We start from the raw sequence: 15282 nt of genomic DNA, 5'->3' as shown, positions 1-15282 counted from the left end.
TGCAATTGAGCGGATCTTCGGAAACTCTCTGCGCACATTCATATGATCAAAAATCCTACTATTGAAATGCCCCTGTATGTGGTGGGGCACCGCAACCCCGACACGGATGCCATTTGCGCGGCGATTGGCTACGCTGACCTATTGCGTCGCAAGGGGGAAAGCAAGGCTGTGGCTGCACGCTGCGGACCCGTTCCCGCGCGGACGGCCTGGGTGCTTGAACAGGCAGGGATGGAAAAGCCTTTGTTGATCGACGATGTTAATGCGACGGCTGAAATGATTTGTCGCAAGGAGGTGGTTCAGGTGAATGAAAACGAGACCTTTTTAGCGACCTATCGTTTGATGCTGTCGACAGGGGTGCGCAGTATTCCTGTGGTTAACGACCAAGGAGAGCTGCGGGGCTTGCTTAAGTATCTCGATTTGTTGCAATTATTGATGCCCTCCGAACTCGGTGCTGAATCTGTGCGTAGAATGCAGGTGTCTCCGGAAAAAATTCAAACCACGCTCGAAGCAAAATCCGTAGGAGCTGAGTTGGAGAGTGAGGAGCGGGAGATTGTGATGCTGGTTGGAGCCTCCAGCCCTGAAACGGTCCAACGCAGGTTGGAGATGGCAAAGGAGAAGGGAGACGTCGGCTCTTATGTGGTGATGTGCGGAGACAGGCCGAATGTGCAGCGGATTTCGATTGAATACGGAGTTCGCATGCTGGTGGTGACTTCCGGATTTGAGCCTCCCGAGCATCTCATTCAGGCTGCCCGCGAGAATGGGGTGGGTATTTTGTCTTGTAACTTGGATACGGCATCGGCGGCGAAGTTAATCCGTTGCTCCCGCATGGTCAGCCATGCTTTGAATAAGGATGTTTACCGGGTGCTGGCTGATGAGTCGGTCCGGGGGATGCGCAAGCGCATCGCCAACCACAAACAGGACCTTTTTCCAGTAGTCAATCCAGGTGATAACAGCCTGATAGGGGTGATTTCCAAGTCCGATTTGATTGATCCACCGAGGATTCGCATGGTGATGGTGGATCACAATGAGTATTCACAGGCTGTCGAGGGGGTGGAGGATGCCGAAGTGCTGGAAGTGATTGACCACCACCGCTTGGCGGGCGACATCATTTCCCGCGAGCCGATTCGCTACTTGAACGAACCTGTCGGATCAACCTCCACCTTGGTGGCAAGGGAGTACCGCTATGCGGGCATCGAGGTGCCCAAGCCTGTGGCGAAGTGTTTGATCGCCGGGATGATTTCTGACACCTTGAACCTGACCTCACCGACAACCACGGATCTGGATCGGGAGATATTGCAATGGTTGTGCGGAATTGCCGAAGTGGATGCCGGGCAGTTCACCCGTGATTTTTTTGCTTCCGGTTCGTTGCTCGCACATGGAACCAGCTCGGATGCTGTGGGTGAAGACCGTAAGGTTTTTGAAGAAAATGGTGCCCGGGTAAGTATTTCCCATGTGGAAGAGGCCGGTCTGGACTTTTTTGATGACCGGCGTGAGGAGTTGATGACAACGCTTGACAGTTTGGTGGCTCATAAGGGATATGACCTCGCCCTGATGATTGTGACCGATATTAACAAGCTGCACAGTGTGCTTTTGGCGAGTGGGGACGAGAAAATCGTTCAAGCCTTACCTTTTGATCGGGACGGGCAGGGGGTGTTTCAGGCACCTGGTGTGGTGAGTCGTAAAAAGCAAGTATTCCCGGCTGTTTGTCAGGCACTGCGAGTGGCGGCTGCCAGCCAATAATCATGACCTTTTAGTAATTTGAGATAGAAAACCATGCCAATGTCCGAGGAAATTGTAGTGATTAAGATAGGAACCGGGGTCTTGACCCGGGAGGAGGATGGAACCCTTGACGAAGCATCTTTGGTTCGATTGGTGACTTCCGTTTCCGAACTTATGTTGAGGGGCGTGCCATGCGTGATGGTATCGAGTGGAGCGGTTGGCGCTGGCGTCTCAGCTTTGGCGCTCGATGGCTATCCTGATGATACCGCTTCCCGTCAGGCCTGTGCCGCTGTCGGTCAGAGCCGCTTGATGCATGCCTATGAAAACCTGTTTCAGAAGTTTCGTTTGAATGTGGCCCAGATCCTCCTGACGGCTGCGGATTTGGAAAGTGATAAACGGCGCGATCATGTGATGAACACGTTGCATCGATTGATTGGAGCCGGGAACATTATCCCGATCATCAATGAAAACGATACAGTGGCAGTGCGCGAACTTCGATTTGGTGACAATGACATGCTTTCAGCCAAGGTTTCCAAGTTGCTGGGTGCCCGTTTGTTGGTGATGCTCAGTACTGTGGATGGCCTACAGCGGCCTGATGGCTCTGTGGTCGAGCGGGTGGAGGATATCCATTCGGTTGCGGACCACGTTCGGGATGATCATGGAAAGTTTTCCATTGGAGGGATGGCATCGAAGTTGAAAGCGGTGGGAGTTGCTTTGGATGCCGGGATTGAAACGGTTATTGCCAGCGGACGCAAACCTCAGAAGTTGGAAACCATCGTTAACGGTGGAGCGTCGGGCACCCGCTTTACCCCCTGATACGGGTGGGATCAGCGAATGATGACGGAGATCGGGCGGTGGTCGCTTGCCTCAAGCCAGTTTCGAGGTGAGAGGATACATGATTGTTTTCTGTCGATCCACATCATTGCTGCTTCGTTGGCCATGATGTAATCGAAGCGTGAGTAGACGTCTTCCCGTTTCCAGTAATGGGTCCAGCGGTGGCCGTTGGCGTCGGCGAGATCGAGGAGTTGCATGTGGTCGGGGCTGTTGGGTCTGCCTCGAATGCTGTAGATGGATCGGCTTGCCTTGGTGTCGTTAAAATCTCCGTAGACGATCAAATTCGTTTTTGGCGATTGTTTGATGATATTTTCCAAATGCTGTCTGAGCAGCATGCTTTCGTTGCGTCGCATCGATTCCTGGTCGGCATCTTCCACCGGGCGTTTGGACTTCAGGTGTACTCCGACCATGCGGAATTGTTTCCCTGGCAATTGGATGGTGGTGTCGAGGATTCCCCGGCTGATTGAAAAGGTGCGGCCGTTCAGTTTGTAGTTGGTCTTTTCCGGCAACTTCCATGCCACGATGGGAAAGCGGGAGAGAATGGCCAGCGATCGTCTGCGGTCAGCTCCGTAGCCGCGTCGGCTGTGGGGGAGATCCACTCCAGCGCGGCGAAGTTTCGTTTGGAAGTCTGTCAGATCGTCATCCGTGCCGATTTCGCAGATGCCGAGGATATCCGGTTGCTGGTCGGCAAGAATGGATATCAGCGCTTGAATTTCCGATGCTGGCTTCTGCGTGGTGATTTGTTTGCCACTTACGTAGCGTGGCATGCTGAGGTAGTTTTTCAGGTTGTATGAGATAAACCGAACCTGGGGTGAAGCGTCCGCTTGCTTGTTTGTTCTCGGGTTTGTTCCCTGATGGCGGGGCGTTGTTTGTTCACGTTGAGTTTCGCGGCTCTCATTTTTGGATTGAGACTCACTCCACTCCGGGGTGCTTGGCTCCTCGCTGCAGGCGGAAGTGCAGAGGCAAAAAAATGCCCCGAAAAGAATCGAGGCAATGGATTTGTATTGGAATGGATGTCGGAGCATCGGGGGGAAGGTGCTTAGCTGGCCTCCTCCTTGCGAGGGCTGCTTTCTTTGCTTGGCTTGGTCGCTTCTTCCTCGGCCCGGGAAATTTCGTGTTCGAACTCCTCTTTGGCTTTTTTGAATTCGCCCATGCTTTTGCCGACTCCTCGGGCAAGTTGAGGGAGTTTTTTTGCTCCGAAAAGAAGGAGGACAATCAGGAAAATGATCACCATTTCCTGGGTTCCGAGCGTGCCAAGGAAGGCGATGGTACTAAGTTCTGTCATAGGATTGAAAGGTGGTTGAGTTGTTTATGGTTGGATTAAAAACAAGAGGTTTCTCAGAGCTTGTTGAGGATCTGGTTATGGGGGGCGCTGAATGCAGTGAAAGCTAGCTCCTTTGCTTGATTTGGCAAATAGAATCGATGGCGTAATCTGTCCACTTGTGGACGAGCTAAACAGACTACGCCTTTCACCGTGGCTTTTTTTCGCCGGTTTCCATCTCTTTTGCGAAGATGGTATGGAAAAATGAGCCTTGGCTCTTTGGTCACCCCTTACGATTCCCGTGCTATTTCCCGGGATCGCTCGGCGGCGGCATGAACGCCAGCCTTGATACTTGATTCGAATCCGTTGGCGCTGAGAGCTTCAAGTCCCGCCAAGGTGGTTCCTCCGGGGGAGGTGACTTGGTTTCTGAGCTCTGCCGGAGACATACCGGTAGCTTCCACCATTTTTCCAGCTCCGATGACGGTTTGGGTAGCCAGCCGTAGTGCGGCATCAGCGGATAAGCCTTCTTGTTGTGCCTGACCGGCAAGGGATTCGATCAGGGTGTAAATGTATGCCGGACCACTTCCGGAGAGAGAAGTTACGGCGTCCAGTTGATCTTCGTCGACGACTTCCACCAGCCCCACCGATTTCATGATTTTGCAGGCCTGTGCCAAGTCTTGTTCGGTGGCATGTGCGCCAGCGGCGATGCCACTTGCTCCCTGGGTGATCAAGGAAGGAGTGTTCGGCATGATCCGGATGATTTTGGTTTTATCCGGGCACTGGGATTGCATGGTTGGGATGGTGATGCCTGCAGCTATCGAAAGAATCAGTTTATCCTCGGTCAGCAGGTCTTTGATTTCCTGTAGGATTTCGACTACTTGATATGGTTTACAGGCGAGCAGGATGAGATCAGATTGTGCAGCCAGATCCCGGTTGTCTTGGGCCACCTGAATGCCAAGCCTCTCAGAAAGAGCTTCTGCCGCCCCAGGGAATGGGTCGTATCCCCAAACCTCGGAGGCTTGAACCATCTTGGCATTGAGGGCTCCTTCAAGGAGAGCACTTCCCATACGGCCACATCCAATAAATCCTATTGTCATGCCCAAGCGTAGTCCGGTCAAACGAACGAATGCAAGCCGCTAAAAAGCATGCAAAGCTGATTTCTCAGCTTGAGCTGGGGCTTGAAGCAATCGGGGTGTTTTGTTTCAGTGAAATTGGATGGGGCCGTGGATCAGGGCTCCTACATTAGGGAGATGATCTCGGTGATGCCTGCGGCGCTGACAGGATTTTCCGGATTTTTATTTTTTAAAGATCAAGGTGTGCCTCAAACCTATTGCTACCTTCTAAAAAAATCCTGTAAATCCTCTCCAATCATGTGAATTCTGTTAGCTTCCTGGTCTGTTAGCCCCTATTGTATTTGTCCTGGGCAGTGGATTGTTTCGAAGGGCTTGCCAGCCTTGGGGTTCCTGCCTAGGTTTTCGAAATGATGAGGATGGTTGATCAGTCAACGATGGAGGCGTGCCTGCAATTGGTTCGTGAAGTTGGGGTGTTCCAGATGAAGCACTTTCGTTCGATGCCTGACACCGGAGGGCCGGAATCGGGGGGGACGATGGGACGAATGAAGGCGGTTCGGGAGACTGTTTCTTTTGTTGATGAAGAATCCGAATCCATGTTGTTTCAGGGGCTGGGAAGGATTGTGCCCGAGGCTGGTTTTTTTGGTGAAGAAACCGGGAGGTCCGGGTCCCGGGAATGTTTCTGGGTGGTGGACCCGCTGGATGGGACCACCAATTACCTGAGTGGTTTGGACCACTTTTCTATTTCAGTCGCCTTGATTCGTGAAAACGAACCGGTGCTGGGACTGGTGTATAAGCCAAGCACCGACGAGGTGTTTTCGGCCATGGCAGGGCAGGGTGCTTATTGGAATGGAGAAGCCTCCACTCGCTTTGTTGATGTTTTTCCTGCTGAGGAAGCTTTGTTTATGACGGGCTTTCCCTATCGCTCCCCGGATGTCAGTTCTTGTTTCTTTGACGCTGCGGCCAAGGTGTTGACTACAGGTAGGGGGATCCGTCGCTCAGGTAGTGCCGCCCTGGACCTTGCCACTCTGAGTATGGGTTGGATTCAGGGGTTCTGGGAGACGGATTTACAACCATATGACTGCGCGGCGGCTATGGTTTTGATGAGGGAGAATGGTGTCATCGTGAGTAATCAGTCTGGATCTCCCTATGATCTGTGGAACGACCGTCTGATGGTGGCTGCTTTGCCGGGGGTGCACGAAAAGCTCCTCGGCATTGTGGCCGATAGCTACCAGCTGTGAGCCGAGATTGAAGAGAAAAAAGAGAAAAAAGAGAAAAAAGGCCGCATCGTCTTCGGCGACATCAACAGCCGGCGCCCAGTCGGTATCATCTTTGAGAGATAGCCTCTTTTCGCTGTCGCCTCCGAATATGTTCGATAGGCGTTTTTGTAGCCCTCCAAGATCATGGGAGGGGTCCCATGTTCCTAGTCGATAGCTCATCGCTTGCTCCTTTCTATTGGAGATTAGAGGGTGGCAGCCGTCGATACTCAACGGACCTTCCGCCGAAGAACCAACGGTTTTAGGATGTGGTCACATGCTGGTCACATGCCCCCAATGCATGGAGCCTGTATGAGCATCCCACGCCACCCTGTGAAAGGTAACACGTATTTTGCTTGTCACAAGTGGTAGCGAAGTCCGAACCCTTGCTTTTTGGGGTGTTTTTTTGCTTTGGGTCGATCGCCTCTGGTGAGAGCCCGGGACGATTCAGAAATCGACTACGGCTTCCACCCGGGTATCTCCGAGGAGGTCACGGCCGTTGAGGAAGTTGAGTTCGATTAAGAAGGAGGCCGCAATCAGGTTGGCTTCCAATTGATCGATGAGTTTGATGGCAGCCGCTGCGGTGCCGCCGGTAGCCAGAAGGTCATCGACGAGCAGAACATTTTCTCCCGGGAGGATCGCGTCTTTGTGGATTTCAACAACATTTTCGCCATACTCCAGTGAGTAAGCCATGCTGTGGGTTTGCCATGGGAGCTTGCCTTGTTTTCGAATCGGGACAAAGCCAGCATTCAGAGCCAGAGCGACAGGTGCCGCAAAGATGAATCCCCGGGCGTCAATACCTACCACTTTGTCGATGTTGACATCTCCTGCGGTGGCCGTCAGAAGGTTAATCGATTTTTTCAGCAGTTCGGGGTCCGAGAGAATCGGGGCGATATCTTTGAATACGATCCCTGGCTTTGGAAAGTCGGGAACATCGCGGATGCCTGCACGTATCTGGTCGGATGGACTGGTCATGCCTGAAGCTAATCACAGTGCGGTGTTGGCTAAAGGCAAAAGACAGAAAAATGATCCAAGGATGCATTTAAAAGCCTTGATTGTCATTGCCATGGGACATGGCCTATGTGATGACGGGGCCGTGAAAGTCGCATGCTTGTTGGTCAGTTGGATGCTTTACAGTTCCCTTGCTTGTATGGCAGGTGGATCCGTGATGGACGACCTTGGAATTGTCCCAGCAGCTACGGCGAAACAACAGTCGTTGTTTGGGGCTCCGGATATTCAGTTTGCTTCGAAAAAGGAGAGCGATTGGCCTCTCGGTTACGTGGTGGGATCAGCTTCCTACACCTACCGAGCCAGTGCGGATTTTGATTCGTTGCCTGGGGAAGTTTCATCTGAGGAAACTCGAGCCTTTCTTCCGTTTTTGGCATTGAATCAAGATGAGTATCATCTCTTTGCCTGGTTGTATTACGGCTCGAGTCGGTCCGATTTTCGTGGGGACTTCGGGTTACTGAGTCAGGAAACGCTTGAGGGGATTTATGTTCCGATTGTATTTGTGCATGATGTTTCCAGCGATTGGGTGTGGGGAGGGATGATCATGCCCGGTATGACAGGGGATGGTGGCAGCGATGGTATGATGCTCGGGGCCGCCTTGGCGCTTGGGTATGCGTGGAATGAAAATCTGGAGGTGTTTGCGGGAGTGTATGCCCAGTTTGGGTATGGAAACGATTTTGCGGTTCCGGGTGTTGGTTTTATTTGGCGTCCGGCACCGCGGTGGCAGGCGTATTTGTTGCCGCCGATTGGTGGCGTGAATTACAGCATCAACGACCAATGGTTGGTTGGGTTGTATGGGCGTTACACCTGGCCAACTTGGTATGTGGAAGGCAATGGAGTGGCCCCCGACCGTTATGTCAAACTCGGAGGCATGCAGTTTGGGGTGCGGGTAGAGGGCCAGCTTTACAAAGCCCTGTGGGGCTTTGCTGGAGCCGGGGTATCTGTCGGGCAGGGGTTTGAAGTTGAGGACCTTTCGAACAAATCGCTCTTTGAAGAGGATATTGAGCTCAGCCCTTACCTTCAGCTCGGTATCAATCTCCGATTTTAGTTGGGCATCATTTGACTCTGTATGGCTTACTGAGTTTGTCTTGGCCGTCAGTGAGGTCTTCCAGAGTAAAACGTGCAAAGCGGATGGCCTTGTATCCGGGTTCGTAGAGCACGGAGATGCTGCCGTCTTTGCAGATGCTCAGGCTTGAGTATGCGGATGGCCCTGCATCAATCACCTTGCCCTTGCTCCAGGTTTTTCCTTCGTCGTAGCTGATTTTGACGGTCAGGTTTTTACGTCCACGGTTGGAGTTGGCGTGGCAAAGCAGCAGTCGGTTTTTCTTATAGCCGTCTTTGATTGAGGTATATCGCAGGATACTACCGTTGCATCCGGGGTCGACCTGGCCGCGGTCGATTTCAAAATCCCAGGTTTTGCCGTTGTCACTGGAGCGGTGCACTCCTCGGAACCCCTTACCGTTGAGTCTGGAGTTGATCATCAGGCTTTCATCAACCAATTCGATGACTTTGGACTCATTGGCCGGTTTGATCGGGGTGTCGATAAAGCCCCAGGTCTTGCCGTGGTCCTTGCTGCCGAAAAGGTGCAGGCCGCGCTTGAGATTGACCAGAGTGTGCATCAGATCACCGTTGTTGCGCTGGATGCCACGACCGGAGGTGATGAATTTAAAATCCATTTTCCATTCCGGTTTGGCAATGTCGTCGGTGATGTCGCGTGGTTTGCTCCAGGTTTTGCCGTGGTCCTTGGAGCTCTGGACGTGGAGGCGAAACTCCTTTGGACTATTGATTTGATCCATGAAATTGTAGAAACAGAAGATCTCGCCGGTTGTTTTATCCAAAATGAATGAGGGGTCGGATGCGGGTTTGCCAACGCTTTCGTCGCCGTAGTCAATGACGGTTTCCATGGGACCCCAGGTTTTACCATTATCCGAGCTTCGTTTGACGACAATATCGATGTCCTTCACCCAGATCAGATCGCCTGCACCTTTGCGTCGGGCGTCGACACAGGCAATGAGATCGCCGTTGGCTGCCGTGATCAGCGCGGGGATACGGAAGGTGTGGGTGTTTTCCGTTCCGGAAATAAAGATATCTTTTTTCTCCAGCAGTTTATGAATGGGGTCCTTACAGACTTCCGGCGCTTTGGAGACATTTTCGGGTTCTCCCTTGAGGAGCTTGAGGTCATCGATGAGGACTCCGGCATTGTCCGGGGCGGTGCAGACCAAGCGAAGCCCTCCGATGATTTCATGCGGGAGCTTGACGACGATATCGGAGGTGAAACCACGGCCCACCATGATGAGGTCATCGAGTTTGGATACCTCTTTCCAATTGCCATTCACCTGAGCGAGGATACGGAACTCGAACGGGCTCTTACTGGTCCAGCGCTCGGCCTTGAAACTGAGTCCTCTGATTTGTTGGAGCTCGTTGTCGAGGGTCAGTTCGACGGTGTTGTTTGTTCCTCCAAAAATGTGCAGGCTTTGTTTGCCGGTCTTGGCAAATTTCGAGGTGACTTCGCTTTTGCCAAGTGACTTCCATTGCGTTTTGCCATCTCTCTGCGTGCTGAGATTGCCGCGCTTGAGTTTTTCGAAGGATGTTTTGTGCAGTATTTCTTGTTTGGCTGCGTTTGCGGAGCCCAGCAAGAAGGAGAGGAGAAGGACGGAGGTCAGTGTGCTTTTCAGTTTCATGGGATTAAATCAAATGGGTGGTTTTATGCTTGGTAACGTTCATACCCGCGCAGGATGTCGAGGCTGTCATTTTCGAAGTGGTATTTTCGCTCTACCAGTTCGGATGGTGTTGTCCCGAATGGTTGGCTAGTAATCTTTACCTTGGGCTGAATGTGAGCAGGAAGCGGTCCATTGTTTGAGTGTTTCCGCCATTTTTTGGACGAGTTCGGGGTGTTTTTGTGCGATGTCGTTTTGTTCCTCTTTGTCGTTGAGTAGATCGTAGAGTTGCCATGATGCTCCGCCATCGAAGCTGATTAGTTTGTATTGATCTCCTTGTAGACATAATTGCAGCGATCCCTTTTTAGCATGCACGTTTTTGTCATTCATCACCGGAGCTTGAAATGCGATAGGCGTTGAACGCTTTGGTTGTTGGCCTGTGAGAATGGGCAGGACATTTTCACCGTCGATGACAGGTTGTTTTTCGGGGGTGGGGACGCCGGCTGCTGAAAGCAAGGTAGGGTAGAAATCACTGGTGCTCATAGGGACATCAATTACTCGTTGCCCTTTGATTCGAGCAGGCCACTCCACGATCCCAGGGACGCGGATTCCACCTTCCCAGAGGGTTGCCTTTTTTCCGCGGAACGGTCTGGATGAGTTATGGTTGTGGATGTAGGAAGGACCGTTGTCACTGCAGAACCAGACGATGGTATTGTCTGCAATACCGAGTTTTTTGAGCAATTTGCGAAGTCGTCCTATTTCCACATCAATCGCTGATAGACAGCCGAACCAATGTTGGCGTTCGATACTTTCATCGGGATACAACGCCCGCATCTTGTCGCCTGCCACAATGGGTGTGTGGGGGGAATGGAACCAGATACTTGTGAAAAATGGCTTTTGTTCTTTGGCGTTGTTTTGGATGAATTGAAGAGCCCGGCTCATCAGGATCTCGGAATCTTCACCTGCGAGGTTTTCGTCGACAAATTGACCGGGGCCTGTCCAATAGTTTTCCCTGACGCGAACGCCGATGGTCGAACCGTGTGCGACCGGTTTATCCATGATGAATTTGTAGCCGGGTTGGCCTAGCTCAGGGCTGTCATGGAAGTATGGGTTGTATGTTGGGACGGAAGCCGCTGTGGCGAATGTAACGTCGTAACCATTTTCCCATGGTGGCGAGTAGTGCTCAGGATCCGCCTTGTCTCCCGGAAAATAAGTTTGTTTGACTGTTTTGCTCAATTGGCCGATATGCCATTTGCCAAAGTGTCCGGTGGCGTACCCCGCCTCGCGCAGTGTTTCGGCCAAGGTGATTTCTTCTGCCGGGAGACCTTTTTCTCCAGCCCACTGGATGTTGTAGCGGTAGGGGTGCCTTCCGGTCAGGCAGGACCCTCGAGTGGGTGAGCAGACCGGGGCCGCTGCGTAGAAACGATCCAACCTAACGCCTTCACGAGCCATGGTGTCGAGGTGGGGCGTTTTTACGGTTTTGTTGCCATTGTAGGCAACGTCACCCCAGCCTTGGTCATCACTCATAACAAGAATGATGTTAGGTTGTTGGGTGGGTGAAGATTTTTCGTCTGAAGAGTCAGCAAGCAGCGGGAGGGGAAGCAGGCTGGTAACGGCAGTAATTCCAGCAATAGTGGTTAATTTTTTCATTGTCATTCGTGATGGGGAAGGGTGCTGATTGCGATGATTCCTACCGCTGCTTTTTCTGTTTCGTGGGAGAGAAAATGAGCCCTTCCACTTCACGGATATCGCCATTTGGATGGACGTGAATTGGTAGGAAAGCAAAACACCATTTATAAGAATTGGCGGCTTTCACCAGCACGGGGTTCCACCCTTTTTTCAAGGTGATTTTGGATGGTGGGCGGGCACTGTAGATTTCATTGGTCAGGGCGTGCTCCATCCCCTGGTGCTTGCTTTGCCAAACTGGAGGATCGATGCGTTTGCCGTTGATCCACAGATTGCAGGCCGGGTTACCGTCCCAATTGCCCTGCTCGGGGATACGTTCACCCCGTTTGTAACCGGAGGCCGCGATGGTGTTGAAATCGATCCAGGCGTCGACTGTTTGATCTTTCGGACTGTAGATGAAGGTGTTCGCCCAAACGATGTTTTTCCCTTTGGGGAAGTTTTGGATGTGGCTGGGGAACTTGAAGAAATGGCGAAGATGAATGGCAGCCCCTTGCACGGAGGTCGACCATGCGTGATCGGGGTAATGGTCTTTGATAACACCCTTTTCAAGTTCTGCGACCTCATCCTCTGCCACAGGGCCTAGCAAGCGCCAGTTGACATCGTAGGTGCGCAGGGCAAGAAAAGGTTTACCCGCCATGAAGCGGTCGCGCTGTTGGAGAAGTCGGGTTTCAAAATCGGCGTACGTTTTAAATGCCTCACTGTTACGTGGAGGAATTTTGCACCAGTATTCCGGGTGGTCTTTTTTGACTCCTTTCCAGACGGCTTCAGAATAGGCGACCACCGTTGAGAGAACCGGGCTGTTGAGCAGGGCTTGTTTTTCATCATCGACTTTAGTGTCCGGCCAGTAACAGAGAATGCCTCCCAGGTTGGTTTCGTCACCATGAGGAACTCGGCACGGTTGTTGGAAGTGCATACGGGTGGCAAAGTTCAGTGCCTGAAGGTAGTTGAGATAGTTGGAGCGGGAGTCGATATGGCGCAATTCGGGCAGTGGTTTTGAGCTGGCCCAGGTTTGCTGGATTTGTTTTGTGTCTCCCTTGATGTGCATGCCGTGCACCCAGCCGATGACATCACGACCATTTTTGTGAATGACTTGGTGCAATGCGGGTAAGTAGTCGGCGTTCACGCGTTCGGCAGGTCTGGATGCTTCATCGGTGCCGACGTGGATGTAGGGCATTTTTTCTTTGGGGACGAGTGAGCAAAGCTCATCGAAGAGTTTCACCATGGCTTCTTTAGCCTTGGGGTCTTTCATGTTTTTAATGCCAAGGGCCTTACGGAAAGCGTCGCTGTGGCCCGGGGTATCGAACTCCGGGATCACGGTGATGCCGCGCGCCCAGCAGTAATCGACAAACTCAACAAATTCTTTTTGAGTATAATACTTGCCGGGTTTGCGAGTGAAGGTGTCGATCCGTTGAAGTTCCGGGAAGACCTTACTTTCAAGTCTCCAGCCGTGGTATTCGGTGATGTGAAAGTGGAAGGTGTTGATTTTATATCGGGACGCGACATCAATCTGCATCCGAAGTTGCTCAAGCGATTGAAAGTTACGCCCAACGTCATGCATGAACCCCCTGATTTTGAAAGCGGGGTAGTCGTGGATGTTGCATGCCGCAAGAGTGGTTTTACCATCTTGTCGGACCATCAGTTGACGTAGGGTTTGGAGTCCGCAGTAGAGCCCTTCCACCGCATTTGCCGTAATGACAGCACCTCGTTGCTCCGCAATCAGGGAGTAGGCTTCCTTCTCCTGGCCTACCCATTGGCGGGGGACGTCCACCTTGCCTAGTTTGAGGATGATGTTTTGTTTGGCATCAGCGCTGGGGGTGATGTGATTTTCTTGGAGCAGTTCCTGTAACTCTCGCTTGAGCCTGGCCGCTTTGATTGGCGTGTCTCTGAGCTTTGGGAGAGTCACGTTAACGGTGCTGAGTTGTATCGCCTGGTCGTGCCACTCAACAGACTGGGGTAAGGGGAGTAGCGCCGGTTTGGCTTCTGCCACCTTCCCCTTGGCCATGAGGGCACAGGGGAGTAAAGCGATTGGCAGCGCAAGCGTAAGCAGCTTGAAATGGAAGCGGTTGTGGGTCATCATGGGAGATATGGGTTAATCAAATGAGCATGATTGAATCTTATACAAACCAAGTTGTTTCTAACGTATTTCGTAGACTTTGTTCAGCTTGTCCTTGCCATCGGTTAAATCCTCGAGGGTGAAACTGGCAAATTTGGTGCGGGCATTCCCATTTTCGTAGAGAACTCCGATATTGCCATTTTCGAGGATTGTTAGTGATGAGTAGGCTGATGCTCCCGGGTTGACCACCTTGCCAGCTGACCAGGTCCGCCCTTCATCATAAGAAATGCGAATGGTCAGATTGTTCCGTCCAGTTTGCGAGCCCGCATTGCTGAACAACAAGCGATCCTTGGCGTAACCGTCCTTGGTGCTTGTATAGCGGATGATGGAGCCGTTGCACCTTGGGTCCGGTAACTGATATTCCTTGTTGGATTCCCAGGTTTTTCCCTGGTCTTTGGAGCGGTGCACCCAGCGGTAGTCGGCACCGACACGTGAGTTGACCATCAGGGTTCCGTCATTGAGTTCCACGACCTTGGATTCGTCTCCTGGTGTGACGGGGGTTTCGTTGACACTCCAGGTTTTGCCTCCATCCGTGCTCCCATAGAGGTAGACGGCACGCGTGGGTAAATGCACGACATTGTGGAGCAGGTTACCATTTCGTGTCTGGATGCCACGGCCGGAGGTGATGAATTTGAAATCGAGTTTACCCCAATTTTTCGGAGTGATTTGGTCGGTGAAATCGCTAGGTTCCGACCAAGTATGGCCGTTGTCTTTTGAGCTTTGCAGATAGAAGCGGAACTCTTTGGTTTTGCCCATCCAGTTATAAAAACAGAAAATCTCACCATTGTCCCGGTTGAGAATCAAGGAGGCATCACTCGCTCCCTCACCTTTGGGTAAATCGGCAATGGTTTTCATCGCCCCCCAGGATTTTCCGTTGTCGGTGGATCGTTTGTAGGTGATGTCGATCGAGCGTTGGTGGATCAGGTCAGCGGCGTTGTTGCGCCGGGCATCAATCACAGCGAGCAGATCTCCGTTTTTAGCGGTGATGATAGCGGGGATTCGATAGATCTTGGTATTGTCCTGCCCGGATACAAAGACATCGTTATGTTCAATTAATTTCAGAGGCTCCGTGGGCTTCACATAGGGTGGGGGAGCCATACTCGGGTATTCGGGTGCCTTGGACAGCAGTTTGAGATCGTCGATCAAGATTCCCTTGTCCTTCGGTGTGGTCGAAGTGAATTTGAGCGCGCTGATTGCTTCACCTTCAGGGAGTTTCAGTTCAACCTTGCTGGGGAATCCACGTCCCGTTTGGACAATCAAATCCAGCGGGGTGAGTTTGGTCCACTTGTCTCCTTGTTTGGCGGAGATTCTGAATTCGAATGGAGGGGAGGATGTCCAGCGCTCGGCTCTGAAACTCAGACCTTTGGCCTTGCTGGCGTTATCTCGCAGGTGCAGCACCACTTCCGATTCTCCACCTATGAGATGTAGAGATTGTTTTCCCGTCTTTGCGTGCTTCTTACTAATGTTGAATCCTTTTTTTGATACCCAGACGGCATCTTCCGCATCCTTGTAGTTTTTGTCGCTGGCGTTCCAGCTTTTTTCAAAGGAGGTTTCGTAGAGGATGTCAGCTGAAGCGATGCTGGAGCATGCTAACAGAAGAGTGATGGATAAGTGTGTGTTCATGGTTGAATTGTGTGTGTTTAGTAGCCGAGGTGCAGGCTAATGTAGGACAGGTTTG

The 15282-nt window shown here is 52.0% G+C and carries 12 protein-coding genes; 4 read left to right on the top strand and 8 right to left on the bottom strand.

Annotated features, from left to right (window positions below; genetic code table 11):
* The first annotated feature begins 42 nt into the window (after positions 1-42).
* Both HW115_RS02245 and proB read left to right on the top strand, forming a co-directional pair.
* Positions 43-1740, top strand: coding sequence for a putative manganese-dependent inorganic diphosphatase (locus HW115_RS02245; protein WP_178930944.1), 1698 nt, complete (start codon positions 43-45; stop codon positions 1738-1740).
* Positions 1741-1779: 39 nt separating this feature from the next.
* The gene (gene proB, locus HW115_RS02240; RefSeq protein WP_178931431.1) at positions 1780-2535 is read left to right on the top strand and encodes a glutamate 5-kinase; all 756 of its coding nucleotides are present in this window, start codon (positions 1780-1782) and stop codon (positions 2533-2535) included.
* Positions 2536-2546: 11 nt separating this feature from the next.
* On the opposite strand, the gene HW115_RS02235 is transcribed toward proB, so the two are convergent.
* The 3 genes from HW115_RS02235 to proC form a co-directional block, all read right to left on the bottom strand.
* A complete protein-coding gene (locus HW115_RS02235) occupies positions 2547-3578 on the bottom strand; it encodes an endonuclease/exonuclease/phosphatase family protein (protein WP_178930943.1) in 1032 nt (343 codons plus the stop codon).
* Between the two features lie 14 nt (positions 3579-3592).
* Complete coding sequence (locus tag HW115_RS02230; protein ID WP_178930942.1) at positions 3593-3838, bottom strand: Sec-independent protein translocase subunit TatA/TatB; 246 nt, start codon at positions 3836-3838, stop codon at positions 3593-3595.
* 266 nt (positions 3839-4104) lie between these two features.
* Complete coding sequence (proC, locus tag HW115_RS02225) at positions 4105-4911, bottom strand: pyrroline-5-carboxylate reductase (RefSeq protein ID WP_178930941.1); 807 nt, start codon at positions 4909-4911, stop codon at positions 4105-4107.
* A 392-nt stretch (positions 4912-5303) separates the two neighbouring features.
* Here proC and HW115_RS02220 point away from each other — a divergent pair, with 392 nt between their 5' ends.
* Positions 5304-6125, top strand: coding sequence for an inositol monophosphatase family protein (locus HW115_RS02220; protein WP_227021223.1), 822 nt, complete (start codon positions 5304-5306; stop codon positions 6123-6125).
* A gap of 462 nt (positions 6126-6587) precedes the next feature.
* Here the strand turns inward: HW115_RS02220 and HW115_RS02215 are convergent, their stop codons facing one another.
* Positions 6588-7115 carry an adenine phosphoribosyltransferase gene (locus HW115_RS02215; protein WP_178930940.1) on the bottom strand — a complete coding sequence of 176 codons (528 nt, stop codon included), beginning with the start codon at positions 7113-7115 and terminating at the stop codon, positions 6588-6590.
* On the opposite strand from HW115_RS02215, the gene HW115_RS02210 reads away from it, so the two are divergent.
* Positions 7114-8196, top strand: coding sequence for a DUF6268 family outer membrane beta-barrel protein (locus HW115_RS02210; protein WP_178930939.1), 1083 nt, complete (start codon positions 7114-7116; stop codon positions 8194-8196). The genes HW115_RS02215 and HW115_RS02210 overlap by 2 nt on opposite strands.
* A gap of 7 nt (positions 8197-8203) precedes the next feature.
* On the opposite strand, the gene HW115_RS02205 is transcribed toward HW115_RS02210, so the two are convergent.
* From HW115_RS02205 to HW115_RS02190, 4 genes are all read right to left on the bottom strand, one after another.
* A complete protein-coding gene (locus HW115_RS02205; protein ID WP_178930938.1) occupies positions 8204-9829 on the bottom strand; it encodes a sialidase family protein in 1626 nt (541 codons plus the stop codon).
* 126 nt (positions 9830-9955) lie between these two features.
* Entirely contained in the window at positions 9956-11455 is a 1500-nt protein-coding gene (locus HW115_RS02200) for a sulfatase-like hydrolase/transferase (RefSeq protein ID WP_178930937.1), read from the bottom strand.
* A gap of 40 nt (positions 11456-11495) precedes the next feature.
* On the bottom strand, positions 11496-13568 hold the full coding sequence (locus HW115_RS02195) for a family 20 glycosylhydrolase (protein ID WP_178930936.1): 2073 nt from the start codon (positions 13566-13568) through the stop codon (positions 11496-11498).
* Between the two features lie 57 nt (positions 13569-13625).
* Positions 13626-15227, bottom strand: a complete 1602-nt coding sequence (locus tag HW115_RS02190; RefSeq protein ID WP_178930935.1) for a sialidase family protein — start codon at positions 15225-15227, stop codon at positions 13626-13628.
* Positions 15228-15282 lie beyond the last annotated feature (55 nt).

The organism is Oceaniferula marina (assembly GCF_013391475.1).
GTDB lineage: Bacteria > Verrucomicrobiota > Verrucomicrobiia > Verrucomicrobiales > Akkermansiaceae > Oceaniferula > Oceaniferula marina.
The sequence above is the reverse complement of the archived record's forward strand: the minus strand, read 5'-3'. Positions and strand labels throughout refer to the sequence as shown.